The organism is Pseudomonas sp. LW8, assembly GCF_041956865.1.
Classification (GTDB): domain Bacteria; phylum Pseudomonadota; class Gammaproteobacteria; order Pseudomonadales; family Pseudomonadaceae; genus Aquipseudomonas; species Aquipseudomonas siliginis.
The window spans coordinates 2,171,867-2,196,515 of sequence record NZ_CP168138.1; the positions used below are offsets into that span (position 1 = coordinate 2,171,867).

Here is a 24,649-nt window from a genome sequence, read left to right on the forward strand (position 1 = left end):
AAACGCTTTTCAGCCGATTTATCCCTTTGCTGTGCGTCAGTAATCTGTACCCAACTTGAACGCAACAACAAAACTCCAAACTTGAAAAGGGACGCACACCATGACCACTCCAACCTACAACCGCCTGAACAAAGACGACGCTATCGTGCTGCTGGTTGACCACCAGACCGGTCTGATCTCGCTGGTGCAGGACTTCTCGCCGAACGAGTTCAAGAACAACGTGCTGGCGCTGGCGGATCTGGCCAAGTTCTTTGACCTGCCAACCATCCTCACCACCAGCTTCGAACAAGGCCCGAACGGCCCGCTGGTGCCGGAGCTGAAAGAGATGTTCCCGGACGCGCCATACATCGCTCGTCCAGGCCAGATCAACGCCTGGGACAACGAGGACTTCGTCAAGGCGATCAAGGCCACCGGGCGCAAGCAGATCATCATTGCCGGTGTGGTAACGGATGTGTGCGTAGCGTTCCCGACCCTGTCGGCACTGGCGGAAGGTTTTGATGTGTTCGTGGTCACCGATGCGTCCGGCACCTTCAACACCACTGTTCAGCAAGCCGCATGGAGCCGCATGACTCAGGCTGGCGCGCAGATGATGAACTGGTTCTCTGTAGCCTGTGAGCTGCACCGCGACTGGCGCAACGACATCGAAGGCTTGGGCAATCTGCTGTCGCAGCGCATCCCCAACTACCGCAACCTGATGAACAGCTACTCGGCGCTGACGCAGCAGAAGTAAGTTCACCACCCACGAAAAAGCCTGCTTTTAACAGCAGGCTTTTTGTTTTTCCGACGGCTGCGGCCAACTTGGTTGCTCTGTAGCTTGACCCACCGCTTTCGCGAGCAGGCTCGCTCCCACAGTGGACCGTGTTCCCTCAGGAGAAATGCAATTTCCTGTGGGAGCGAGCCTGCTCGCGAAGACGGCGGCACAGTCACCCGAGCAATTCACTGATCCACTGCATCTCTTGCTTCAGCGCAAGAATTTTGTCCTCCGGCAACGTCTGTTGCGCTCTCGTAAACTGCCCCAACGTCTTTTGCCGCTGCTTCAGCCTGCGTTGCCATTTGTGCAGAAATGCCGAGCCGCGCGCCTGCAGATGCAGCGGTCCGAAAAACAGTTCCCTGGCATCGTAAGTCACCGGATCAGAACCGCGCTCGGCAACGATAATTTCGTAGTCGAAGCGATTCTCGTGCAGCACCTCTTCACAGACGATGCGGTAGCCGTTATCCATCAACCACTGCCGCAGCGCTTGCTCGCCGCCGTTGGGTTGCAGGATCAAGCGTTCGTGGCCGCTGAGATGGGCTTTACCACTGTCGAAAATATCGCGAATGGTTTCGCCGCCCATGCCGCACAGGGTGATGGCGCTGATGGCGTCGTCAGGTTTGATTGCCGTCAGACCATCGGCCAGGCGCACGCTGATCTGGCCGAGCAGGTCGTTGTCATTGACAGTGCGTTGCGCCGCGTGGAACGGCGTCAACGCGACCTCGCCAGCGACCGCTGCTGTTATCAGGCCCCGGCGCAGCAAGGCCACCGGCAGGTAAGCATGATCGGAGCCGATATCGGCCAGTCTAGCGCCAAGCGGCACATGGGCGGCGACGCGCTCAAGACGCATGGACAATGTTTGTTGGTTCAACGCAAACCCCTGTTCACCCTGCGGTGGAAAAAAGGGGTGCGACTCTGGCGAGCAACGCTGGCGCTGTCAATTACGCGATGGAATTACTCGAACCATCGGCAGCACGGCGCTGCCGATGGGGGATTGCGCTTAGCCGGCGAGCGTTGCGTTGTCGATGACGAAGCGGTATTTCACGTCGCCCTTGAGCATGCGCTCGTAGGACTCGTTGATCTGATCGGCGCGGATCAACTCGATGTCGGAGACGATGCCGTGCTCGGCGCAGAAATCCAGCATTTCCTGGGTTTCAGGGATGCCGCCGATCATTGAGCCGGCAATGGTGCGCCGCTTGGTGATCAGGTTGAACACGTTCGGCGACGGATGCGGCGAGGCAGGCGCACCGACCAGGGTCAACGCGCCGTCGCGCTTGAGCAGGAGGAGGAAGGCGTCGAGATCGTGCGGGGCTGCGACGGTATTGAGGATGAAGTCGAAGCTCTTGGTGTGCGCCGCCATTTCCTCGGCATTGCGCGACACCACCACTTCGTCCGCGCCCAGTGCCTTGGCCGCTTCACGCTTGGATTCGGAGGTGGTGAACGCCACCACGTGGGCGCCCATGGCGTGGGCCAGTTTGATGCCCATGTGACCCAGGCCGCCGATGCCGACCACGCCGACTTTCTTGCCGGGGCCAGCGTGCCACTGACGCAGCGGCGAGTAGGTGGTAATGCCGGCGCAGAGCAGCGGCGCGACGGCGGCCAGTTGCGCCTCGGGATGACGGATGCGCAACACATAGCGTTCGTGCACGACGATGTTTTGCGAGTAACCACCGAGGGTCCAGCCCGGTGCGTCCGGGGTCGGGAAATTGTAGGTGCCGATCATGCCGTCGCAGTAATTTTCCAGGCCGGATTCGCAGTCATCGCAGTGCTGGCAGCTGTCGACGATGCAACCGACACCGACCAGATCGCCGACCTTGTAGTCCTTGACGTGATCGCCGACCGCCGAGACGCGGCCGACGATTTCGTGGCCGGGGACGCAAGGGAATTGCGTGCCGGCCCATTCGGCGCGCACCTGATGCAGGTCGGAATGGCAGACGCCGCAGAAGGCGATATCGATCTGTACGTCGTGCGCGGCTGGCGCACGGCGTTTGATCTGCATGGGCTCAAGGGGTTTGTCGCCAGCGTGGGCGCCGTAGGCTTGTACGAGCATGTGAGCATCCTCCATGGGGTTGTCGGACGCCTATTGTTGCGCGTGGGGGCGCGAACGAAATAGTGCATTTCTGTGAAATGCTTGCCTGATTCTGCCGTCCGCTGCAAAGACAAAAGGCAACCGTAGAGACGGCTGCCTTTCGAGGCTCAACGCGGATTGGGCTGATCGTCCATCTCGGCGTTATCGGTTTCCTGACGTACGCGCTCCGGATCCAGCCCGGTACTGTCATCGTCGAGCGGGATTTCGCCTTCGTTGTCGGGCAGTTCGTCGATGCCGCGTTCCTTCATCGGATCGACCTCGGTACGCCCCGGACTCAGCGGGTCGGGCGTGGTTGGGAGCGGATCGTCACCTTGCTTGCCTTGATCGTTATTCATCTCACACCTCGTCATGGCCGTTTTCTACGGCTTGTGCAGATTGGAGGTGCGGGCGATTTTCGCCGTTCGATTTTTTTGCCTGCCTTCGGTCGCCTCGCAAAAAAGCGGAATTTCTCCGACGCGCGCGGCTCCATAAACCAACAGCCAGAGGCGAGGACGCAATGATGAGCAGCTCATTCAAAGTCGGCGACGCGGTGCGCTGGAATTCCGAGGCGGGCGAGATTCACGGCAAAGTGGTCAAGGTGCACACCCGCGACACCGAGTTCATGGGCCGCCACCGGCCAGCCTCGAAAGACGCGCCGCAATACGAGGTCAAGAGCGACAAGACCGGCCACTTGGCCATGCATCACGGCGACGCGCTGAAGCACGCTTAGAAACGTGCCAGTCGGTAGGCATCGACATTTGGCAACGCGAGAGCGGCGCCTGAGACCATCTGCCCGATCAATTCCGCCGTCACCGCCGCCTGCGTCAGGCCCAGATGCTGATGACCGAAGGCAAGCAAGACCTTGCCGGCGCAAACCTGATCAATCACTGGCAGCGAATCCGGCAGCGACGGGCGAAAGCCCATCCACGGTGTGGCGCCATCAGCGTTCAGGTCCTTGCGAAACAGGCCTTGGCTCAGGCGCTGCAACTGCCAGGCGCGCGCCATGTTCGCTGGCCGCTCCAATCCGGCGAATTCGACCGTGCCGGCCAGGCGCAGCCCATCGCGCATCGGCGTCATGATGAATTTGCGTTCCAGCGAGGTGACGGGGAAGGGCAGGCGATCATGCTCGTTGGGCAGCATCAGGTGATAGCCACGTTCGGTGTCCAACGGTACTTGCTTGCCAGTCAGCGCGGCGGTGAGTTTCGCCGAATGCGCACCGCAGGCCAGTAACAAGCGGCTGGCCGTTACGCCGCCATTGCCGGTCATCAACAAGACACCGTTTTCCTGCACGTAGCCGCCCTGAACCTGCTGTTTGAGAAAACTCACGCCGCTGCTGCGAGCCGACTCGACCAGCGCACACACCACGCGATAAGGGTCAAGGAAATGCCCGGTTCGCGGGAAAAACAGTCCGCCCTGAATTTGCTCGCTGAGCTGCGGCGCCGTTTCGCGGATCGCCCCCGCTTGCCAATAGTCCAGCGGCACCTGCTGCTGATGCAGTCGCGCCTGCAAGGCTTCGATGGCCTGCCGGGATTCAGGTTTTTCGAAGACCAGTAACGAGCCGTCAACCTTGAGCAGATCGGTGCGCTGGATATCGCTGAGCAAGCGCTGCCACGCGTCTAGGCTGCTTTCGTTGAGCGCGCGCAAGCCGGCGACGGTTTTCTGAAAAGGCTCAGGCCGCAGATTCAGCAACAAGCGGGTGAACCACGGCAGGGCGCGCGGCAGGTATTTCCAGTCCAGACGCAGCGGCCCCATCGGGTCCATCAGCATGGCCGGCAAACGCTTGAGGATCGAAACATCAGCAATCGGAAACACCTGCTCGGTGGCCAGATGCCCGGCATTGCCGAATGAAGCGCCGTGCCCCGGTTCCTGCTGATCGATGACCACCACACGCAAACCCTGGCGGGCCAGGCGCAGTGCGCAAGCGACGCCGATGATCCCCGCGCCGACCACCGCGATGTCGTGCGAAGGGTTATTCGCCATGGTGTGTCGCTTCCCGTTGGCCATCGAGCAAGCGCCGAAGGTTTAGCGGATTGGTCTGTTGCAGCGCCGTCGGCAGCAGGCTGTCGGGGAAATCCTGATAGCACACCGGCCGCAGGAAACGCAGGATCGCCGCAGTGCCCACCGAGGTGCTGCGCGCATCCGAGGTTGCCGGGTAAGGCCCGCCATGCACCATTGCATCGCAGACTTCCACGCCGGTCGGCCAGCCATTGACCAGCAAGCGCCCGGCCTTGCGCTCGAGGGTTGGCAGCAACGCGCGCGCCAAAGCAAGGTCCGCGTCATCCATGTGCAATGTCGCGGTCAGTTGACCTTCGAGATGGGCGCAGACTTGACGGATTTCTTCGTCACTGCTGCATTGCACGATCAGCGATGTCGCGCCGAACACCTCAGCCTGCAAACGCTGATCGGCGAGGAAATCCGCCGCATCGGTGCTGAAGACATGCGTCTGACACTGATTCGGACCGCTGCCCGGTTTGCCAACCGCCACCGCGCGCGTGTGGGGATTGTCTTGCAGAGCAGTCACGCCTGCTTGATAGGCGCCGAAGATGCCGGGCGTGAGCATGGTTTGCGCCGCGCTGCGCGGGATCAGTTCCGCTATCGCGCCGAGAAACCCGTCGAGCGCCGGGCCTTTGCGGGCAATCAACAATCCCGGGTTGGTGCAGAACTGCCCGGCGCCCAGTGTCAGCGACGCGACAAATCCTTCGGCCAACGCCTGCGCCCGATTTTCCAGCGCGGCAGGAAACAGCACTACCGGGTTGATCGAGCTCATTTCCGCATACACCGGAATCGGCTCCGGCCGCACTTGCGCGGCTTTCATCAAGGCCAGTCCACCAGCCCGCGAGCCGGTGAAACCAGCGGCTTTGATGCGCCAATCACTGACCAATGCCATGCCGACTTCGTACCCCGAATCGAACAACAAGGAAAACACGCCTTCGGGCAGAGCGCAGGCCCTGACCGCTTGCGCCACTGCGCGGCCGACCAGTTCGCTGGTGCCGGGATGCGCGCTGTGCGCCTTGACGATCACCGGGCAACCAGCCGCCAATGCCGCAGCGGTGTCGCCACCGGCCACGGAAAATGCCAGGGGAAAGTTGCTCGCACCAAACACCGCGACCGGCCCCAGGGCAATCTGCCGCTGGCGCAGGTCGGAGCGCGGCAGTGGCTGGCGTTGCGGTTGCGCACTGTCGACGCGCACATCCAGCCATTCACCCGCGCGCACCGTACGGGCGAACAGGCGCAATTGCGAGCAGGTGCGGCCACGCTCGCCTTGAAGGCGTGCAGGCGGCAGACCAGTTTCGGCGTGGGCGCGTTCGATCAGTTCATCGCCAAGGTTTTCGATGTGCTCGGCAATGCTTTCGAGAAATGCCGCACGGCTGCTCAGGCTGGTTTCGCGATATTCGTCTTGTGCTGCCCAGGCCAGGGCGCAGGCCTGTTCCACCTGTTCGGCTGACGCCCCGGCATACTGCGGTTCAAGTGCCTGGCTGGTCGCCGGATCGATCCCGTGAATGGCCGGACGATGGCCCGTCACGGGTTGTTGGCCGATCAGCATGTTGCCCGTCAGAGTCATGGTGTCTTCCTGTGAAATGAGCGAGGCCTGCCGCGAATCGTGATGACTCGCAGCAGGTGGTGGTCAGGCGAAATTCTGTTCGGCAGACCAGTTTTCATACCAGTGACGGAACAGCGAATACTGCTTCTCGGCATAGCGCCGTTGCGAGTCGCTCAGCGCATCGGTTTCGTTGAAGTGCAGGGTGTATTCCTTGTCGCCGTTGAGCACCATCAAGTGCTTGTAATACAGCACCAGATCACAGCCTTCGTCGAACGATGACAGCACTGCCAATGCCGATTCCAGCTCCCGCGCCTGACGTCGGGCCTTGGCATCGCCTTGCGCGGCCTGCTTGCTCAGCGCGACCAGTTGCAGCACTTCGCGAGGAAGGGCGTTGCCGATACCGGTGATGGCGCCGGTAGCGTTGCAGTTGACGAAACCGTGCACCACTTGCGTGTCGACACCGACCATCAGGGTCACGTCATCGTCCTTGGAGGTGATGTTCTCAGCCGCGTAGCGCAGGTCTGCGCCCCCACCAAATTCCTTGAAGCCGATCAGGTTCGGGTATTCGCGACGCAGTTCGAAAAACAGATCGGCGCGGGTGGCGAAGCCGTAGTAAGGGCTGTTGTAAATCACCGCCGGCAAGTTCGGTGCGGCTTGCAGGATGGCAGCGAAGTGGGCCTTTTGCGCCGTCGCCGAAGCACCACGGGACAGCACGCGCGGAATGACCATCAAGCCTTGCGCGCCGACTTTCGCCGCATGCGCTGCGTGGGAAACCGCTTCACGGGTATTCACCGCACCAGTGCCGACGATGGTCGGCACCCCGGCGGCGACCAGGCGCGCCACACCTTCCTGACGCTCGGCTTCAGTCAGCAGCGGCCAGTCGCCCATCGAGCCGCAATAGACCACGGCGCTCATGCCGATATCAATCAGCTCGCGCCCCTTGCTCACCAGCGCATCGAAGTCCGGTTTGCGCTGGGCGGTGCACGGGGTCATCAGGGCCGGCATGCAACCGGTGAAGATGTTGTCGCTCATGGTTCAACTCCTTGGCATTTCGTTTGATTCGAAGTGAAAAATCGGCGTGGCGGCTCAGATGCCCCACGCGAACGGGTCGCTGTCGTCGATCAGCAAGGTGCTGTCGGCGGTCATGTAGGCGCGGCCGGTGATGAACGGGCGAATGCGTTCACCTTCCCATTCGAAGCGGCCTTCGAACTGGCTGCCGGTGATGCTCGCCTGGATCCACGGTGCGCCCGGTTGCAGCTTGTCGTCGGCTGCCAGGCAGGCAAGTTTGGCGCTGGTGCCGGTGCCGCACGGTGAGCGGTCATAGGCTTTGCCGGGGCACATGACGAAGTTGCGGCTGTCGGCCTGATCGTCATCGGCGAACAATTCGATGTGGTCGATGACCGCACTGTCTTCGCCGAAGATGCCCTGATCTTCCAGCGCCTTGAGCATCGCCCAGGTGTACGCCGTCAGGTGTTCGACGTTGTCCATGGTCAGGGTCTGGCCATGCTCGGAAACCAGAAAAAACCAGTTGCCGCCATAGGCGATATCGCCGACCACGCGGCCAAAACCGGGTACGTCCACCGACACCTGTTTGCGATAACGGTAAGCGGGCACGTTGCCCAGAGTGACCGAGCCATCGTCGTGCAGCGTCGCGCTGACTTGCCCCACCGGTGTGTCGATCTTGTGCACGCCCGGCTGGATTTTCCCCAGATGCTGTAACGAATTGATCAGGCCGATGGTGCCGTGGCCGCACATGCCCAGGTAGCCGGCGTTGTTGAAGAAGATCACCCCGCAGGTGGCATCAGGCGAGACCGGCGGGCAATACAGCGCGCCGACCAGCACATCGTTGCCGCGTGGCTCGAGCAGACAGGCGCGCCGCCACTGGTCATGCTGGTTGCGCAAGGCATCGCGTTTCTCGGCCATGCTGTTGCCGGACAACTCGGGGAAGCCGCTCATCACCAGCCGTGTCGGTTCGCCGCCGGTGTGGGAATCAATGACGTGTACTCGTTTCATGGAGAGATCCCGTTGGATGATTTCAGTAGGCGCCGGCAGGGCGGGCGGTGACGGTGGACGAGGGCGCAGGGCTTTCGCTTTCTTCGTCCTCGTCGTCCAGGCGCAGCAGATGCGCAGGCACGCCGGTTGCTGCACCCCAGTAGTAAATGCCGGTGGCGCAAGCGGCGACGACGATCGTGTCGAACGGATGGGCGAGGATGCCCAGGCCACCGAAGGTGCCGAGTTTCGACAGCACGATGGTCACCGCGTAGAAGGCGATCAGCCACGCCGATGAGCGCACCTGACGCGCCAGACTCAGGTGCGCAGTGGGCACAAAGCGACCGCAGAACAGGTAGATGACAAACATCAGGATTTGCAGGCCGAGCAGCCACGACACGGTGTTCCAGCCCGACCAGTAGACGATCAGCGCGGCGATGATGAACGACACCGGCCCAAGCAGGCCCATGCTCCTGACCCGAAACGGGCGCGGCATGTCCGGCGCATTGCGCCGCAGCGCCGCAACCGATACGGGCGCCACCGCATAGCTCAACACCAGCGCGGCGGACACCACGTTGATCAGCGCTTCCCACGACGGGAATGGCAGGGTCCAGAACACCGACAGGGCGAAAGTCAGCCACAGCGCCGGACGCGGGATGCCGGACTTTTCATCGATGTGGGTGAAGACCTTGAAGAAGGTGCCGGTCTGCGCCCAGCCGTAGATCACTCGCGGCGTGGCGTTCATGTAGATGTTGCCGCAGCCGCTCGGCGAAATGACCGCATCGGCAATCACCAGATACGCCAGCCAGCCGACACCGAGCGCCAGGGCGATGTCGCGATAGGGCAGGGCGAATTCCTTGCTGATACCGGCCCAGCCGTTGGCGAGCATTTCCGTCGGGATGCTGCCGAGAAAAGCCATTTGCAGCAGCACGTAAATCAAGGTCGACAGCAGTACCGAAAGAATCAGCGCGATGGGAATGGTGCGCTGTGGATTCTTCACTTCGCTGGCGACGGAAATGATCGGCGTCAGGCCCAGATAGGCAAAGATGATCCCGCCGGCGGAGACCGCCATCTCCACGCCGGACAGGCCGAATGGAGCGAATCCCTGAACCTGGAAGTTCTCCGGTTTGAAGAAGGTGAACAGCACGCCGATGACCAGCAGCGGCACGATGAATTTGAACACGCTGACCAGATTGTTGGCCTTGGCGAAGGTCTTCACGCTGCGGTAGTTGAGCAGGAAAAACACGCAGAGCAGGCCGAACTGGACCAGCCAGCCGAGGATCGTCGGATCGCCACTGCCAGCCTTGGTCAGGCCGGGAAACCACGCCGCCGCGTATTGGCGCGAGGCGACCACTTCGATCGCCACCAGACTGGAAAACGCAATCAGCGTAATGAAGCCCATCAGGTAGCCGAGCAGCGGGCCGTGGGAATAAACCGGGTAGCGCACCACGCCGCCGGCACGGGGCAATGCCGCGCCCAGTTCGCAGTAGACGATGCCCAGCAGCAACACGGCAAAACCGCCCAGCAACCAGGAGAAAATCCCCGCCGGACCGGCAATCGCCGAGACATGGCTGGCGGCGAACAACCAGCCGGAGCCGAAGATCGCGCCGAGTCCGATAAAGGTGAGGTCGATCAATGAAAGCTGTTTTTTGAACTTGCCTTGGCCTGACATGGCATCGCCTTCTTGTGAGTTATTGGATAGGCAGTTGTGTCACGGGGACGAGCAGACTTTGCACCGCCCGGCAGTGGCGGCGATTGATGTTTTATGCCGGGATCGATGACGAATTCAGCACAATGGCACCGATGAATGCGCGGCCTCGACAGGGTCGCGACGTTGCTGCAATCTGCTGGCGAGTGACATTTGCGGTGGTTCAATTCGAGGGGAAGTCTTTGATGCAGTCAGCGTTTTCGATCCTGTGCCAAGGCACTGACGGCTTGCGTGCGCAGACCCTCGAAGAGATGGTCGCGGGTGCCGCGCAGCTGTTGCCGATACTCGATGTGATCCCCAATGCGGCGATCTTCATCAAGGATCTGCAAGCGCGTTATGTGCTGGCCAACCGTACGCTGGTGCAGCGTTGTGGCTTGAAGGACCTGCGCCCGTTGCTCGGCAAAACCAGTGCGCAGGTGTTCCCGGCGCAGTTGGGGCCGGGTTATACCGAGCAGGATCGCAAGGTGCTGGAGGAAGGTTTCGTGTTGGAGGATCAGCTCGAACTGCATCTGTATGGCAGTCGCGAACCGGGCTGGTGCCTGACCCACAAGAGGCCGATCTACAACCGTGACGGGACGATCATCGGTCTGGTGGGGATCTCGGTGGATCTGCAGTCAGCCAGTGAAACCCACCCGGCGTTCGAGCGCCTGGCGGCTGTCGATGAATACATTCGCGGCAACTTCAACCGGCGGGTGACGCTGAGTGAACTGACGCGGATCGCCGGGATTTCCGTGGCGCAACTGGAGCGCTATTGCAAACGCGTTTTCCACCTGACACCACGGCAGATGATTCAGAAAGTCCGCCTGGAACATGCGCATCGATTGCTGCACAGCGACTTGCCGATCACCGAGGTGGCGCTGCAATGCGGTTACACCGATCACAGCGCTTTCACCCGTCAGTTCAAAGCCTCGACCGGGTTTACACCACGCGAATACCGGCAAGCCACCGGGCATTAGACCAACACGGCCAGCCAGGCCGAGAGCAGCAGAAGAAGGGCCAGTGCCGCGTTCATGCGCTTGAACGCCTGCGGTGAGCTGAGCAACCGCGTGCTGCCAACGCCGAGCAATGCCCAGAGCGTCATGCACGGCAACGACACCAGCAGAAACGCCAGCGACAACACCAACAGGCGCAGCGTCTTGTCGCCGCCGCCAACGAATACGCTGACCACCGCCACAGCCATCATCCACACCTTCGGGTTGACCAATTGCAGCAGCGCCGCGCCGAATACGCTCAAGCTTTGTTCCTGCGATTTCGAGTCCAGGGATGGCGGCGGGCTGCGAAAGATCTGCCACGCCAGCCAGCTCAACCAGAGCACGCCAGCCCAAGCCATGGCTTGCTGCACGCGCGGAAAGCGCAACAGGGTTTCGCCAGCGCCGAGCCCGACCACCAGCACAATCAGCGCCGCCGCCGCACAGGCGCCGAAAATGATCGGCAGCGTGGCAATCAGTCCGCGCCGCGAACTGTGGCTCAGCACCAGAATATTGGTCGGCCCCGGAGTGATCGAGGCGACGAAAGCAAACAGCAGAAAGGGCAGTAAAGAAGCCATGGTGCAAATTCCTGAAAGTCGAAACAGGACACCATGATCGTCAGCGGGCGGGCCTCAGTCTGGAAGATTTGAGCAGCGTCTGCGGTAGTCCGCCGGGGTCAATTGATAGGCGCGGCGGAACCAGCGCCCCAGATGACTCTGATCGGCAAAACCAAGCGCGCTGGCCACCTGCGCTGGCGTCTCGCCGCGCGCGAGCAATTGCCGTGCCTTGGCCAGGCGCAGTTGGATCAGGTAGGCGTGGGGTGCCAGACCGAAAGCGGCCTTGAACGCGCGGGTCAGGCGAAAACGATCGACACCACAGGCTTGCGCTAGGTCGTCGAGGCCGATGTCTTCGTAGGTGTGGGCATGCAGATAGTCGCGCGCAACCTGCGCAACCAGTGGCAGGCGCGGATCGAAGTCCTGACGCTTGCGCCAGTCGAGATGACGGGTGAGGGACGCCAGCAGGCCATCCAGCGCAGTCTGCCGGACGATGCGCAGATCGCCGTCATGTAACGCGTGGAAGGCTTGCACGATCGCTGTCGACAGGCGCGGATCGTGGCTCAGTGTGTCGGCAAAGCCTGGCTGGCTGTCGGCCGGTGCCTCTTCGAACAGCGCGTGCAGCTCGCGCTCCAGCCAGTGCGGATCCAGATACAGCATCGAGTAGGTGAAGCCATCCTCGGTCGGCGCATGGCCATCGTGGATTTCACCCGGCTCAAGCAGAAACACATGCCCCGGCGTACTGCGATGACGCACACGACGGCAATTGAACTGCTGCACGCCTTGCTCGGTCACTCCGACGAGAAAACTGTCATGCCAGTGCGGATCGTAGGCATGCCCACGGAAATGCGCCCGAATCGACTCGATCCCGGTATCGACATCCTGGGAGAGAGTGATCCAGTTGCGTTTGTCCATGGGAGGATTCCATAGGTCGGTTGAGCAGGGGCGTTTCTAAAATACCGCGTGGCGGAGGAGAGTGTTTAGAAGATTTGTGCAGGTGCGCAGGGGGATCGTGTCAGGCAATGTGCCTTGGATGGGGCGGGATCAGAAAACGCAGACGAAAAAAAACCGCCTTCGCGGGGCGGTTTTTCAATCCTCGGTTTGGAGCCGAGGCCATGTGCTTCACTAGCCACACCAACATGTCCGCGCATGGTATTGAGTTTCTCCCGTCAGTGCAACGAGGGTTTAGCGTGGTGTGCGAGGTTTTTTCGGAACGTCCAACGCATGTAACTGAATTCAGGTCTGTCAATAAACATTGTCAGAAATACGATTTTACAAAGGTTCAGGCGTAGCCGCAGGATAACCTTGGCTACTCGGGTTTTCTCTTCTGATTTCTGGGTTAAGATGCCCGCGCTCATCTTGTTGGTAGAGCAGTGAGGTTTGGCTGGGGGCGCAAAAGGTTTTACGCCCTCTGACGCGGATTCGCACCCGCGCCGGAATGTTGTCTCGGAGGGATTTCAACCGGCCGCCTCACTAGCCACACCAACATGTAGGCTGAAGGCACGCATGGTCCGGTAAGTTTGCTGGAGGTTTGGCCGCCAGCACTGGAGGCCAAAACGTATGAAGCTTTTGCTGCGTACGCTGAGCCTTGTATGGAGATTGTTGAAAGCCTTGCGCTTTTACGAGTTCCTGCGAGATCACTTTGACGACCTGAAATAAGGTCGTCTAAGTGGGGAAAGACCCGTTTCGGTTTCGACTGGTACGGGTCTTTTTTTGTGCGCAAAAACTGTCAGAAACGAGATTGTCGGTTTTATGCTTTCGACTTTGTAGGGCGTTTCGCTTAACGACGTAAGCAACAGCATGAAGATCGATCCAATAGCGGCTCATGCTCGATCAGCCATTGATTGCGTCAATAACAACCATTAAGTCAATGAAGTTCTCATATCCACGGTGCGGCGTAAGATCGGCTCCATACCCAACCGCTGCAACTCGGAGCACATCATCATGAAACGCCAGACTATCCTCGGTATCGCTTTCTCGGTTTTTGCACTGAATGCCTTCGCCGCCACCGAAACCGACCCGCTGTTCAGGGATGCGGTCGCGGCCGCCACTCAAACAGACCGCTTGTTCAGCGATGCAGTAGCCGCAACCGAAACTGACCCGCTGTTCAGCGATGCAGTAGCCGCAACCGAAACCGATCCACTGTTCAGCGATGCAGTAGCCTCTGATGGCTCCGATCATCTGCAAGGCAATCGGGTCGCTGAAGGTGGCGCTGACCGTCTGCTCGAACGTCGCACCGCTTGAGCGCAACGATGAGCATCGATAACGAATGCCGCCTCAACCACAGGCGGCATTCGTTCTATTCACGCTTTACAAGTCTGCTCTAAACCGCACTCGGCAGCACAGCCTTGTCGCGATCGCGGCTCTTGAATGTCGCCCAGAAACACAGCAATACCGCCACGGAAAAACCGGCGGGGAACAGCCAGATGCTTCTCCAGTCATGCCCCGCGCTTGATGTGAAGTGGTCGGTAATCCGTCCCGCGATCCAGAAACCAATCAACATGCCCAATCCGTACGTAGCCAAGGTGATCAAACCTTGCGCCGAGCTGCGGAAGCGTTCCGGTGCCTTGGCATCGGTGTAGATCTGCCCGGACACGAAGAAGAAGTCATAGCACACGCCGTGCAGGGCAATGCCGATCAGCAGCATGAATGCCTGATCGTCGTTATTGCCAAAAGCAAACAGCACGTAACGCAACGCCCAGGCAGCCATGCCAACGAGCAGGGCGATCTTGATGCCGAAACGATGAATGAACAGCGGCAGCAGCAACATGAACAGCACTTCCGACACCTGACCGATGGCCATCTTCGCTGTCGGGTTGGTCACGCCTATCTCGGCCAGAAACGGATTGGCATTCTGGTAATAGAAGGCCAGCGGAATGCAGATCAGGATCGAGGCGAGGAAGAACACCAGATAGCTACGATCCTTGAGCAAACCCAAGGCATCGACGCCGAGCATCTGCTTGAGGCTTGATGAGCCCGCTGCGCTTTTCAGCGGCGCAGTGTTCGGCAGACTGAAGCTGTAAAGCCCCAGCAACAGCGACGCGACGGCGGACATCAGGAACGTATTGCGCAAGCTTCCAGCCGCGATGCTTTGCTGAGAGTCCCAGGCAAATACGAAGCTGATCACCACGCCAGCGACAATCCAGCCCACCGTGCCCCACACGCGAATGCGCGAGAACTCTAGCGCCGGGTCTTTGATCTGGCGGAACGCCACGGCGTTCACCAGTGCCAATGTCGGCATGTAGACCATCATGTAGGCGAGCACATAGGGATAAAACGCGCTGAAGTCTGCCGCGCGATAGAGCTGATAAAGCAACACTGCGCCAAGCAGATGCAGCACTGCCAGAATGCGTTCGGCATTGAAGAACCGGTCGGCAATCAAGCCAATGACAAACGGCGCCAGAATCGCGCCCCAGGATTGCGTGGCAAAGGCCATGCCGACCTGACCACCGCTGGCGGCCAGCGTTGTCGCCAGAAAAGTGCCGAGGGTGACGAACCAGCCGCCCCAGATAAAGAACTGCAAAAACATCATCACGCTGAGTCGCGCATTCATTACGTTCATTTCAGATCACCGTATTGTTTTTATGTCGGTAACGCGGATGAATCAATCGTCAGTCAGACCGAGCAGGCGTCGGTTGGAAGCAGCGTCAGCGCTGACTCCGGCGAAATCGTCGAAGGCCTTGGCGGTCTTGCTGATCATGTGTCGCTCGATGAACGCCGCGCCTTCCGCCGCGCCCTGTGCGGAGTCTTTCAGGCAGCACTCCCACTCCAGCACGGCCCAGCCGTTGAAGTCGTATTGGCACAATTTGCTGAAGATCGATTTGAAATCAATCTGGCCGTCGCCCAGCGAGCGAAAGCGCCCGGGACGCTCGACCCAGCCCTGATAGCCGCCATAGACGCCGGAGCGCGCATCGGGGCGGAACTCGGCATCCTTGACGTGGAACATGCGGATGCGTTGGTGGTAACGGTCGATGAAGCCGAGGTAATCCATTTGCTGCAGCAGCAGGTGGCTCGGGTCATACAGAATTGCGGCGCGGGGGTGATGATTCACCGCTTCGAGAAACTGTTCGAACGACGCGCCGTCATGCAAGTCTTCGCCGGGATGGATTTCGTAGCACAGATCAACGCCAGCCTCTTCGAAGCAGTCGAGGATCGGCAGCCAGCGCTTGCCCAGTTCGGCGAAACCTTGCTCGACCAAGCCGGCCGGACGCTGTGGCCACGGATACACGTAAGGCCAGAGGAGGGCGCCGGAGAAGGTCGCATGGGCCGTAAGTCCCAAACGCTTGCTGGCACGAGCGGCCAGTTTCAACTGATCAACAGCCCACTCGGTGCGCTCCTGCGGCTTGCCGCGCAGCGCGGGCGGGGCGAAGTCGTCGAACAGGCTGTCGAACGCCGGATGCACCGCGACCAATTGCCCTTGCAGGTGCGTCGACAACTCGCTGATCACCACACCGGCGCGGGCGCAGACGGCGATGAGTTCGTCGCAGTAATCCTGGCTTTCAGCGGCGCGCTGCAAATCGATGAACCGTGTGCCGAGGGTCGGTACCTGGATGGCTTTGTAGCCTTGCGAGGCCGCCCATTCGGCGATGTTGGCGAGGGAGTCGAAAGGCGCTTCGTCGGCGATGAATTGCGCGAGGAAAATCCCCGGACCTTTCAGGCCAGTCAAATTTTGCTGATCACTGTTCATTGTGCTGGGCTCCTGTCAGAGGGCCGGGTATCTCGCTCCACTTTTCATTGCCAAGGTGATTGGCGATCGCGGTTTCAATGAAGGCCATGCCGCGCAGGCCGGTATCGATGCCCGGTACGCCCGGTGCCAGATGGCCCTCGGCGCCATGCACAATCGCTTCGGCGAGATCGCCGTACAGGTTGGCCATGGCTTCCAGATAACCTTCCGGATGCCCCGCAGGCAGGCGCATGCGTTGGGTTGCGGCGGCACACAGCCACGGCTGACCGACTCCGGAGCGCAGAACGCGCATCGGCTCGTTCAACGGTCGATGAATCAGGCTGGCCGGTTCCTCTTGGCGCCACTCCAGCCCACCCTTGTCACCGTAGACGCGGATCTTCAGCGGGTTTTCTTCACCGGCGCAGACCTGACTGGCGAGCAATACGCCACTGGCGCCGTCGCGCATTTTGAACAGCATCGCCACATCGTCATCCAGTTGCCGACCCTCGACATGGGCGCCGAGCATCGCGCTGATGAATTGAATCGACTGGCCGGTGACGAACTCGGCGAGGGAAAACGCATGGGTGCCGATGTCGCCGATGCAGCCGCCGATCCCGGATTGCGTCGGGTCGTCGCGCCAGCCGGCCTGCTTGTTGCCTTGCCCGGCGACATCGGTGCTGAGCCAGCCTTGCGGGTACTCGACGAGGACTTTGCGCACGCGACCGAGCACGCCGCTGGCGACCATTTCGCGGGCCTGCCAGACCATCGCGTAGCCGAGGTAGGTGTGCGCCAGCCCGTAAATTCGCTGGCTGTTGATGACCACCGAGTGCAGCGCCTGCACCTCGGCGAGGTTCAGCGCCGCGGGTTTCTCGCTGAACACATGAAAACCGGCGCTCAATGCCTCACGGGCAATTGGTGCGTGCAGATGATTGGGAGTGACGATGACCAGCAGTTGCATGCGCTGCTCGGCGGGCAGTGCGGCCTCGCGGGCGAGCAGGGTTTGCCAGTCGTCGTAACAACGCTCGGCCGCGACACCCAAGGCCGCAGCTGTGCGCTGATTATTCTCCGAGTCGCGGCTGAATGCGCCGCAGACCAGTTCGAAGCGTCCGTCGAGGCCGGCGGCTTGCCGGTGGGCACGGGCAATGAATGAACCTTCACCGCCTCCAACAAAACCCATTCTTATTTTTGCGGCAGCGTACATGGCAGTCGTCTCGGTAGCTGGATGCAATGTTGATGAGCGATGTAACCGGTTACATCGTGGGCGAAATCTAGGCTTGAATTAGCCGAGTGTCAAATGCCAGCGGATGATCGACAGCGTTTCGATCGCTCGTCGCCTGCGGTAAGCTCCGCGCCTGATCGGCATGAATCAACGAGGTGTTTTTGTCCAATATTCGCGAAGTGGCTCGGCTGGCCGGGGTTTCCGTGGCGACGGTTTCGAGGACTTTGAAATCGCCCGAGCGCGTGCTCGCGCCAACCCGTGAGCGCGTCATGGCTGCGGTGGAGCAGGCCGGCTATCGGCCGAACCTGATGGCCGTGCAGTTTCGTTCGCGGCGCACTGGCAATCTGGTGATTCTGGTGCCGACCATCGCCAATACCTTCTTCGCCCGCGTCATCAGCGGCGCGCAGCAAGCGGCGCAGGCGGCCGGTTATCGCCTGCTGCTGTGCGACACCCAGGGCCGGGAAGAACTGGAGCGACAATTCGCCGAGCTGGTGTACGCCTATCAGGCCGACGGGGTGATCCAGTTGCGCGCCTACGATCCTTTCGAAAACGCCCCGGCCGACGCCGATGTGCCGCCGGTCGTTAACGCCTGCGAAGTGCTCAAGGCCGGGCGTTATCCAACCATCAGCCTGGACAACGTCGCCGCCGCCAAAGCCATGACCGACCACCTGATCGCCTTGGGACATCGACGCATCGGCCTGATCAAAGGCTCAAAAAACAGCCCGCTGACCCTGGATCGACTGGCAGGTTACGAAGCGGCATTGCGCGAGGCCGGGATTGCCTTCGATGAAGCACTGATCTGCCATGGCAATTTCAGCCTCGAGGCCGGTTATGCAGGCGCGCAAAAGATGCTCGGCTTGGCCGAGCGGCCGAGCGCGCTGTTCTGCGAAAACGATGAAATGGCCATTGGTGCGCTCAAGCGCATCCGGCAGGCCGGGCTGCGTGTGCCCGAGGATATTTCCCTGGTGGGTTTCGATGACATTCCCATGGCTGCGTACTGCGATCCGCCGCTGACCACCATCTCGCAACCGGCCGAGGCCTTCGGGGCCAAGGCGGTCGAGATGTTGATTGCGTTGATCGAAAAACAGCCGCTGACAGAGCGGCATGTCGTCTTGCCGTTCGAGCTGACGCCACGCAGCAGCACGGCCCGCATCGACAACTCGGGCAAGCGCTAACCGAATCACGCCGCTGGCGGTTTCGCCAGCGCAATCCCCGCTACGCCCAACCGCTTCAACACTTCGAACAACAAATCGCTCTTGGTCAGCCCGACAATCCTCGGGCTGCCGACATAGCCGGTGACCGTGAGGGTTATGCCGTCCGGCGACAATTTGCTGAAACGCACGAACGGCGCCGGTTTATCGAGGATGGTTTCGTTCTCGTGATACGCATCCAGCAGCAGTTGTTTGACCTCTTCAGGATCAATATCCAGCGGGAAAACCAGCTCCAGCGACGCCACGCCCTGAGCGCTGCCGCCGAGGGTGACGTTGCGCAGGTTCTGCGAGATCAGTTGCGAGTTGGGTACGATCACGATCGAGCGGTCGCTGAGCTGGATTTCCGTGGCACGCACGTTGATCCGGCGGATGTCGCCCTCGACGCCGCTGATGCTGATCAGGTCGCCGACTTTCACCGGGCGCTCGGTGAGCAGGATCAGGCCGGAGACGAAGTTCTTGACGATCTCCTGCAAGCCAAAGCCGATACCTACGGATAGCGCACTGACGATCCACGCCAGATTGGTCCACTGCACGCCCAGCGACGACAGCGTCAGCAGAATCACAAAGGCGTAGCCGATGTTGGAAAACAGCGTGCTCAGTGACGCGCACATGCCCGGGTCCATGTCGGTCTTGGGCAGGAATTCGTTGTCGAGCCAGCGGCTCAATGTACGGATCAGCCAGATGCCGATCAGCAGCGCCAACAGCGCATTGAGCAGGTGCCCGGGGACGATATTCAGCTTGCGCAAACCGGCGCCGCCAAGAATCGACATGATGTTGGTGACCAGTTGGCCGAGCGTGGTGCCGATGCCGCCGACAAACAACGAAATCAGCGCCATCAGCATCAGGCCGGCGCGGCTGACGCCGGACAACAGGATCGACGTTTGCTCAAGGCGTCGATCGCTCACCCCGAGCAATTGCTTGAGCGCCTGGCCGCTCGCGTGTTTCGGTGAAAACAGGTGTTCACAGGCGTCCTTGACCAACTGAATGAGCAAATAGAAACCCGACAGCACGACGTAGCTCCACACCAGTTCATAACTGATGAACCGCGCCAGCGAAACATAGCCGGCAAGCAGTGAAATGGCCGTGACAAACATCGAGATGCTGGCGACGCTGTAGATCAGCCCGGCGAACACGCTGTTCGTCGCCGAAGCGTCGTTGGCGGCGACCAAGGCCTTGCGCACTTTGCCCACGCGCACCAGCATCGTGCCGATGATCGCCAGCACCACCATGGAAATCACGCCGCGCCCGGCCATCACGATGTGGCTGCTCATGCCTGTGGCATTGGCGACTTGCACCAGCGTCACCAACACCAGCAACGCGCAGGCGAGGATTCGCGGATAAGGCTTGAGGGCCAGCGCCACTGGATCAGCAATTGCCGGCAGGCGCCACGACGGGTGCTCGGTGGACAGCAATGCACGGCTGAGCCCGGTGATCAGCACGCAGGCATAGACGACTTTTTCGAACTCTTCGGAGAAGGTTTCCAGCACCGGCGGCAGGGCGTCGTGGCGGGTGCAGGCGTAGAACAGCAGCTTCAGGGCGATGGCGGTGGTGATGAAGGTCGCTATGGCTGAGGCGAAGGCCAAGGCACTGCGGCGCAGTCGGCCCTCCGCCACGCGATGAATGCAGAACCAGGTCAGCCCGCGCTCAGCCAGACGTCGGCCGAAGGTCCAGATCAGCAGCGCCAGCAGCACCAGTACGCAGGTGTAAAACCGCTCGCCCGGCGCCCAGACCGTGGCCCATACGTCAGCCACCTGCTCGACGAACAGTCGCAGGCGCTGGCGGTCGTCCTCGCTTGGATTGATCAGTGGCGCCCAGAACTGCGGACTCAACACACTGCGCGTGCTCAGGGTCAGTTCGCTTTCCAGTAGCGTGCGGCGGATGCCGGCGATTTGCGTGATCAGGTCGGCGGCATTCTGTTTCAGTGCGGCGAGGCTTTTCAGGGTGCCGTCGACCTTGCTTTTCTGTTCCGCCAGCGCAGCCCGTTGCGCGACGATATCGGCTTGCTCGGCAGCCACCTCAGCGTCTGGAGCGGTGCCGAGCACGCCCAGTTGCACCGCCAGTTGCGCCTGTTGCGGCAACAGCGCTGCCGACAACCGATCGACATCGAGAATGAACGCCTGCACCCGATCCTGCGGGCCTTCGAGCTGGTTGTAATTGTTCGCTGCCGAGATCTGCTGCTTGAGCCCGTCGAGGCGTTGTTGCAGGGCTTGCAGATCGCTTTGCGAAATCACAGGTAGCGGCGCTGCGCCTGAGTTCGCCGGCGCGGCAAGGTCCGCTGCCCACGGCGCAGCGCTGCCCGGCATCAGCAGCAGCAACAGAACCAAAAACAACGACTTGAATGAACAGCGCATGGGGGCGGCGGGCTCGAGTGGATCACACAGTCTATGAGGGTAGGTGATCGTGCCGAACAGGGCGGAAAACTTTCACTGGAAGAGGCGGGTATACGCTCATCCAGTCCAGCGGAATGATCCGCACAGCGAGCGGTCAACCGGCAATAACAGCTTCGAGAGCGTGCCATGTCCATCGCCAAGGAAACGATTGAATACCTGCGCCAACATTCGCTGATCATCACCACCGCCGAATCCTGCACGGCCGGGGAAATCGTCATGTTGCTGTCGGAAGTGCCCGGCAGCGGCGAGCTGATCGAATGCGGCTACGTGGTCTATTCGCCGCAAGCCAAGCAGCGCTTGCTCCACGTCAGCCCGGCGACCATGGAAACCTTCAATCTGACCAGCGTGGAAGTGGCCAGTGAAATGGCCATCGGTGCGTTGCGCGACAGCACGGCCAACGTCGCCGTCGCCACCACCGGCATTCTCGGACCCGACGATATGGATGGCATCAAGGCCGGTACGGTGTGTTTTGCCTGGGCGTTTCAGTTCGATGACCGACATTTTCTGTTCAGCACCCGGCAATGGTTTGCCGGGTCGCGCAGTGAAGTGCAGACCCTGGCCTGTGAATTCGCCTTGCAGCAGTTGCCGGCCTATCACCGTCGCGCCTTGCGCGGCGAGGGAGGGTGGCGCCGATGAAGCCTGACGCTGAGCATCCCGATCTGCGCAGTCGGCAGTTCCCGGTGCAGGAGGACATGGCCTATCAACTGAAGGTCTGGCGCTTCGAGCGCATCGGTTGGTATCTGCTGGTGCTGTGCATGCTGCTGGGTCTGTTGGGGCTGTTTTCCCGGGGCGTGCTCAGTTCGCAGGACGCCCGCAGCGACGATGGCAAAGTCCAGGTCGAGTACGAGATGTTCCACCGCAACGGCTCGACCAACCCGCTGAAACTCAGCGTGCACGCGACGCCTGAAGCTATCGTCGAATTGGACATCGGCGGCGAGATGCTCGATGGCTTCAGCATCGAAACCATGCAACCGGCGCCAGTGCGTATGCGCAGTTCAGCGCAGGGCATGCGTTTGTGGTTGCAGGCGGATGCGCAGGGCCAGGCAACGCTTTATCTGACCCTGCGCGGTGACGGACTGGGCCTGTTTCGCAGCCATATCCGCGCGCCGGGCTCGAGCGAAGTGAAGCTCATTCAATTCATTTATCCATAGGTGACCCATGGACTCGGTGTTGCGTGCACTCGCGATGTATCTGGCACTGATGGTGCTGTTCAAAATTGCCGGTCGGCGTTCGTTGGCCGAGCTGACGACGTTTGATTTCGTCTTGCTGATGATCATCGGTGAAGCCACCCAGCAAGCGCTGCTTGGTGATGATTTTTCCCTGACCAATGCGTTTCTGGTGATCATCACCCTGATCGCCATCGACGTTGGGTTCTCTTTGCTCAAGCAGCGGTCCAGCTGGATCTCGCGGCTGATCGATGGTGAACCAACGATCATTGTCGAGAACGGCAAGCTGTTGCAGCGGCGTCTGCGCCATGCGCGGCTGGTCGAGGCGGATGTCATGGAGGCGGCGCGCTCCAGTCAGGGCATTGAAACCATCGACCAGATCAAGTTCGCGATCATCGAGCGCAACGGCAAGATTTCCGTGATCCGCCAGGATGCGGAAGGCGGCTGAGCCTTTGGCGCCGCGCACGCGCAATTTTTTTGAACGCTGAAAAAGCCCCGCAGCCCAATGCTTACAAGTCATCGGAGGATTGCGAAATGAACGAGGCAGCGAGTTACTTCTCCATCGCCGTGGCGGTGATCATTCTGCTGGTCGACCTGTGGGCGATTGTCAGCGTGTTTCGCAGCAACAAGAGCGTCGGCGTCAAAGCCGCCTGGGCGATCGGCTTGATCGTGTTCCCGGTGCTCGGCCTGATCGTGTGGGGCATCGCCGGCCCGCGCGGCGTCAAGGAAGGGCCTTCGTCGCCGGAGCACAGTAAGGGCTGAGAGCCCGATGCAGTCCTGCAATGAATTTGCGCACATCCCGGAAGAAGGTAAACGATGCTAGGTCAAGCTTGAACCGGGTAGCAATACCACTGCTGAAAGGAGATTGTCATGAAGAAAATCTGCGTATGTCTGGGGTTCTGCTCAATGTTTCTGTTGAGCGGCTGCTTCGATTCCAACGATGCACCCAACAAGGACGGTGACAAAAGCAAACCGTCGGTGCAGATGCAGACCGAGAAGCCCGAGGACGGCAAGTAGCTGCTGGCGAGTAATCCCTGTGGGAGCGAGCCTGCTCGCGAAGGCGTCAGGTCAGACAACTCTGTGCTGACTGATGCTCCGTCTTCGCGAGCAGGCTCGCTCCCACATTGGTTCAGTCGTGTGAATAAACGTACTCCAGCCACACCCAATACATCAGCGCCACAGCACTGATCCCTCCTCCGAGAAAACACACCGCCACCCAGCCAGAGTGCGCATAGGTATACGTCGCCGCGATGGCGCCCAAACCACTGCCCACCGAGTAAAAACACATATACGCACCGACCAGTCGGCTCTGCGCATCGGGCCGTGCGGCGAAGATCAGGCTTTGGTTGGTGACGTGCACCGCTTGCACGGCGAAGTCGAGGAGGATCACTCCGACGGCCATCGCCAGCAGCGAACTGTCGACAAATGCGATGGGTAGCCAGGACAGCGTCAACAGCGCTAGGGTGATGCCGGTGGTGCGATTGCCCAAGCCGCGATCGGCCAGGCGCCCAGCCCGTGCGGCGGCGAGCGCGCCCGCCACTCCGGCCAGTCCGAACAGGCCGATCTGCGTGTGGGACAACGACAGGGGCGGGGCGCTGAGCGGCAGCACCATCGACGTCCACAACACACTGAACGCGGCGAAGATCAGCAGGGCGAAGATACCTCTGATGCGCAATACCCGCTCAGTCAAAAAAAGTTGGAACATCGAGCGCAGCAATTGCCGATAGCTGCCCTGTGCGGGCGGTTTTGCCGAGGCGGGCAGGGTGCGCCATAACAGCAGAGCCATGCCGATCATCATGACTGCCGAGACAAAATACACGCCGCGCCAACCGGCCAGATCAGCCACTACGCCGGAAACGAAACGCGCCAGCAAAATGCCCAGCACCACGCCACTGGTGACGGTGCCTACGGCGGCGCCGCGCTGTTCCGGACGAGCAAGGCTGGCGGTGCAGGCGACCACCACTTGCACCACCACCGCCAGCAATCCCACCAGCATCATGGCGCCGAGCAACACTCCCCAGCTCTCGGACAGGCCCACGGCACACAGCGCCGTTGCAGACAAAAGCAGTTGGCTGACGATGAGTTTCTTTCGATCGAGCAGATCACCCAGCGGCACAATGAACAGCAGCCCGACCGCATACCCGGCTTGCGTGGCCGTGACCACAACGCCGATTGCACCGGGTGAAACCCCGAGGCTGGCGGCCATCGATTCCAACAATGGCTGTGCGAAATAAACATTGGCCACTGCTATCGCGCAGGTGATTGCAAAGAGAAAAGTCTGCAAACGACTCAGCCCGGTCGTTGCGCTGTCAGTTGCGGCTTGCGCATTGATCAGGTTTTGCGTCTGACACGGCATCCTTGCTTCCTCGTAGTGTGGTTTTGAATTGAAACCGATGCGTTGATCTTTATTCATTCGGGTTG

25 protein-coding genes are annotated in these 24,649 nt (G+C 60.7%); 10 read left to right on the forward strand and 15 right to left on the reverse strand.

Going from position 1 to position 24,649, the window contains the following annotated elements; translation table 11 throughout:
- The first annotated feature begins 100 nt into the window (after nucleotides 1-100).
- Nucleotides 101-730, forward strand: coding sequence for an isochorismate family cysteine hydrolase YcaC (ycaC, locus tag AB9L16_RS09775; protein WP_016774235.1), 630 nt, complete (start codon nucleotides 101-103; stop codon nucleotides 728-730).
- 193 nt (nucleotides 731-923) lie between these two features.
- Here the strand turns inward: ycaC and AB9L16_RS09780 are convergent, their stop codons facing one another.
- The 3 genes from AB9L16_RS09780 to AB9L16_RS09790 all read right to left on the reverse strand — a co-directional run bounded on the left by AB9L16_RS09780 (nucleotide 924) and on the right by AB9L16_RS09790 (nucleotide 3,175).
- A complete protein-coding gene (locus tag AB9L16_RS09780) occupies nucleotides 924-1,622 on the reverse strand; it encodes a tRNA (adenine(22)-N(1))-methyltransferase TrmK (RefSeq protein ID WP_375123450.1) in 699 nt (232 codons plus the stop codon).
- Between the two features lie 129 nt (nucleotides 1,623-1,751).
- Nucleotides 1,752-2,801 (reverse strand): NAD(P)-dependent alcohol dehydrogenase, encoded by a 1,050-nt coding sequence (locus tag AB9L16_RS09785; protein WP_375123451.1) that lies wholly within the window; start codon nucleotides 2,799-2,801, stop codon nucleotides 1,752-1,754.
- Nucleotides 2,802-2,947: 146 nt separating this feature from the next.
- The gene (locus AB9L16_RS09790; protein WP_056784730.1) at nucleotides 2,948-3,175 is read right to left on the reverse strand and encodes a hypothetical protein; all 228 of its coding nucleotides are present in this window, start codon (nucleotides 3,173-3,175) and stop codon (nucleotides 2,948-2,950) included.
- 164 nt (nucleotides 3,176-3,339) lie between these two features.
- Between AB9L16_RS09790 and AB9L16_RS09795 the strand changes: the two genes are divergently transcribed.
- Nucleotides 3,340-3,549: a DUF2945 domain-containing protein gene (locus AB9L16_RS09795; protein ID WP_051600414.1), complete on the forward strand. Its 210-nt coding sequence runs from the start codon at nucleotides 3,340-3,342 to the stop codon at nucleotides 3,547-3,549.
- Here the strand turns inward: AB9L16_RS09795 and AB9L16_RS09800 are convergent.
- The 5 genes from AB9L16_RS09800 to AB9L16_RS09820 all read right to left on the reverse strand — a co-directional run bounded on the left by AB9L16_RS09800 (nucleotide 3,546) and on the right by AB9L16_RS09820 (nucleotide 10,021).
- Nucleotides 3,546-4,799 (reverse strand): NAD(P)/FAD-dependent oxidoreductase, encoded by a 1,254-nt coding sequence (locus AB9L16_RS09800; RefSeq protein ID WP_375123452.1) that lies wholly within the window; start codon nucleotides 4,797-4,799, stop codon nucleotides 3,546-3,548. The genes AB9L16_RS09795 and AB9L16_RS09800 overlap by 4 nt on opposite strands.
- Entirely contained in the window at nucleotides 4,789-6,381 is a 1,593-nt protein-coding gene (locus tag AB9L16_RS09805; protein ID WP_375123453.1) for an aldehyde dehydrogenase (NADP(+)), read from the reverse strand. Before AB9L16_RS09805 ends, AB9L16_RS09800 begins: the two co-directional genes overlap by 11 nt.
- A gap of 63 nt (nucleotides 6,382-6,444) precedes the next feature.
- Complete coding sequence (locus AB9L16_RS09810; protein WP_056784739.1) at nucleotides 6,445-7,392, reverse strand: dihydrodipicolinate synthase family protein; 948 nt, start codon at nucleotides 7,390-7,392, stop codon at nucleotides 6,445-6,447.
- 54 nt (nucleotides 7,393-7,446) lie between these two features.
- Nucleotides 7,447-8,373, reverse strand: coding sequence for a 4-hydroxyproline epimerase (locus AB9L16_RS09815; RefSeq protein ID WP_375123454.1), 927 nt, complete (start codon nucleotides 8,371-8,373; stop codon nucleotides 7,447-7,449).
- A gap of 22 nt (nucleotides 8,374-8,395) precedes the next feature.
- On the reverse strand, nucleotides 8,396-10,021 hold the full coding sequence (locus AB9L16_RS09820; RefSeq protein ID WP_375123455.1) for an APC family permease: 1,626 nt from the start codon (nucleotides 10,019-10,021) through the stop codon (nucleotides 8,396-8,398).
- A 221-nt stretch (nucleotides 10,022-10,242) separates the two neighbouring features.
- Here AB9L16_RS09820 and AB9L16_RS09825 point away from each other — a divergent pair, with 221 nt between their 5' ends.
- Nucleotides 10,243-11,013 carry an AraC family transcriptional regulator gene (locus AB9L16_RS09825; RefSeq protein ID WP_252885778.1) on the forward strand — a complete coding sequence of 257 codons (771 nt, stop codon included), beginning with the start codon at nucleotides 10,243-10,245 and terminating at the stop codon, nucleotides 11,011-11,013.
- Here the strand turns inward: AB9L16_RS09825 and AB9L16_RS09830 are convergent.
- Together AB9L16_RS09830 and AB9L16_RS09835 are read right to left on the reverse strand one after the other, a co-directional pair.
- A complete protein-coding gene (locus tag AB9L16_RS09830) occupies nucleotides 11,010-11,603 on the reverse strand; it encodes a LysE family translocator (RefSeq protein WP_375123456.1) in 594 nt (197 codons plus the stop codon). The two genes, AB9L16_RS09825 and AB9L16_RS09830, sit on opposite strands and share 4 nt — an antisense overlap.
- A gap of 54 nt (nucleotides 11,604-11,657) precedes the next feature.
- On the reverse strand, nucleotides 11,658-12,494 hold the full coding sequence (locus tag AB9L16_RS09835; protein WP_122506934.1) for an AraC family transcriptional regulator: 837 nt from the start codon (nucleotides 12,492-12,494) through the stop codon (nucleotides 11,658-11,660).
- 1,029 nt (nucleotides 12,495-13,523) lie between these two features.
- Here AB9L16_RS09835 and AB9L16_RS09840 point away from each other — a divergent pair.
- On the forward strand, nucleotides 13,524-13,823 hold the full coding sequence (locus tag AB9L16_RS09840) for a hypothetical protein (RefSeq protein ID WP_375123457.1): 300 nt from the start codon (nucleotides 13,524-13,526) through the stop codon (nucleotides 13,821-13,823).
- Between the two features lie 79 nt (nucleotides 13,824-13,902).
- Here AB9L16_RS09840 and AB9L16_RS09845 read toward each other — a convergent pair whose 3' ends face one another.
- From AB9L16_RS09845 to AB9L16_RS09855, 3 genes are read right to left on the reverse strand one after another with little or no spacing between them, the layout of a single operon-like run.
- Nucleotides 13,903-15,141 carry a nucleoside permease gene (locus AB9L16_RS09845; protein ID WP_122691999.1) on the reverse strand — a complete coding sequence of 413 codons (1,239 nt, stop codon included), beginning with the start codon at nucleotides 15,139-15,141 and terminating at the stop codon, nucleotides 13,903-13,905.
- A 42-nt stretch (nucleotides 15,142-15,183) separates the two neighbouring features.
- Nucleotides 15,184-16,266 (reverse strand): sugar phosphate isomerase/epimerase, encoded by a 1,083-nt coding sequence (locus AB9L16_RS09850; protein ID WP_122692000.1) that lies wholly within the window; start codon nucleotides 16,264-16,266, stop codon nucleotides 15,184-15,186.
- Nucleotides 16,256-17,419, reverse strand: a complete 1,164-nt coding sequence (locus AB9L16_RS09855) for a Gfo/Idh/MocA family protein (RefSeq protein ID WP_375123458.1) — start codon at nucleotides 17,417-17,419, stop codon at nucleotides 16,256-16,258. Before AB9L16_RS09855 ends, AB9L16_RS09850 begins: the two co-directional genes overlap by 11 nt.
- A gap of 203 nt (nucleotides 17,420-17,622) precedes the next feature.
- Between AB9L16_RS09855 and AB9L16_RS09860 the strand changes: the two genes are divergently transcribed.
- Entirely contained in the window at nucleotides 17,623-18,636 is a 1,014-nt protein-coding gene (locus AB9L16_RS09860; protein WP_375123459.1) for a LacI family DNA-binding transcriptional regulator, read from the forward strand.
- A gap of 5 nt (nucleotides 18,637-18,641) precedes the next feature.
- On the opposite strand, the gene AB9L16_RS09865 is transcribed toward AB9L16_RS09860, so the two are convergent.
- Nucleotides 18,642-21,023 (reverse strand): DUF3772 domain-containing protein, encoded by a 2,382-nt coding sequence (locus tag AB9L16_RS09865; RefSeq protein ID WP_375123460.1) that lies wholly within the window; start codon nucleotides 21,021-21,023, stop codon nucleotides 18,642-18,644.
- 165 nt (nucleotides 21,024-21,188) lie between these two features.
- Here AB9L16_RS09865 and AB9L16_RS09870 point away from each other — a divergent pair, with 165 nt between their 5' ends.
- From AB9L16_RS09870 to AB9L16_RS09890, 5 genes are all read left to right on the forward strand, one after another.
- Nucleotides 21,189-21,698 (forward strand): CinA family protein, encoded by a 510-nt coding sequence (locus AB9L16_RS09870; protein WP_375123461.1) that lies wholly within the window; start codon nucleotides 21,189-21,191, stop codon nucleotides 21,696-21,698.
- Nucleotides 21,695-22,213: a hypothetical protein gene (locus tag AB9L16_RS09875; RefSeq protein WP_323621039.1), complete on the forward strand. Its 519-nt coding sequence runs from the start codon at nucleotides 21,695-21,697 to the stop codon at nucleotides 22,211-22,213. The genes AB9L16_RS09870 and AB9L16_RS09875 overlap by 4 nt, the downstream gene beginning before the upstream one ends.
- A gap of 7 nt (nucleotides 22,214-22,220) precedes the next feature.
- The gene (locus AB9L16_RS09880; RefSeq protein WP_236169562.1) at nucleotides 22,221-22,676 is read left to right on the forward strand and encodes a DUF421 domain-containing protein; all 456 of its coding nucleotides are present in this window, start codon (nucleotides 22,221-22,223) and stop codon (nucleotides 22,674-22,676) included.
- 86 nt (nucleotides 22,677-22,762) lie between these two features.
- A complete protein-coding gene (locus AB9L16_RS09885; RefSeq protein ID WP_024012535.1) occupies nucleotides 22,763-22,990 on the forward strand; it encodes a PLD nuclease N-terminal domain-containing protein in 228 nt (75 codons plus the stop codon).
- Between the two features lie 108 nt (nucleotides 22,991-23,098).
- Entirely contained in the window at nucleotides 23,099-23,245 is a 147-nt protein-coding gene (locus AB9L16_RS09890) for a hypothetical protein (protein ID WP_177434183.1), read from the forward strand.
- Between the two features lie 112 nt (nucleotides 23,246-23,357).
- On the opposite strand, the gene AB9L16_RS09895 is transcribed toward AB9L16_RS09890, so the two are convergent.
- Nucleotides 23,358-24,584 carry an MFS transporter gene (locus AB9L16_RS09895; protein WP_315435620.1) on the reverse strand — a complete coding sequence of 409 codons (1,227 nt, stop codon included), beginning with the start codon at nucleotides 24,582-24,584 and terminating at the stop codon, nucleotides 23,358-23,360.
- Nucleotides 24,585-24,649 lie beyond the last annotated feature (65 nt).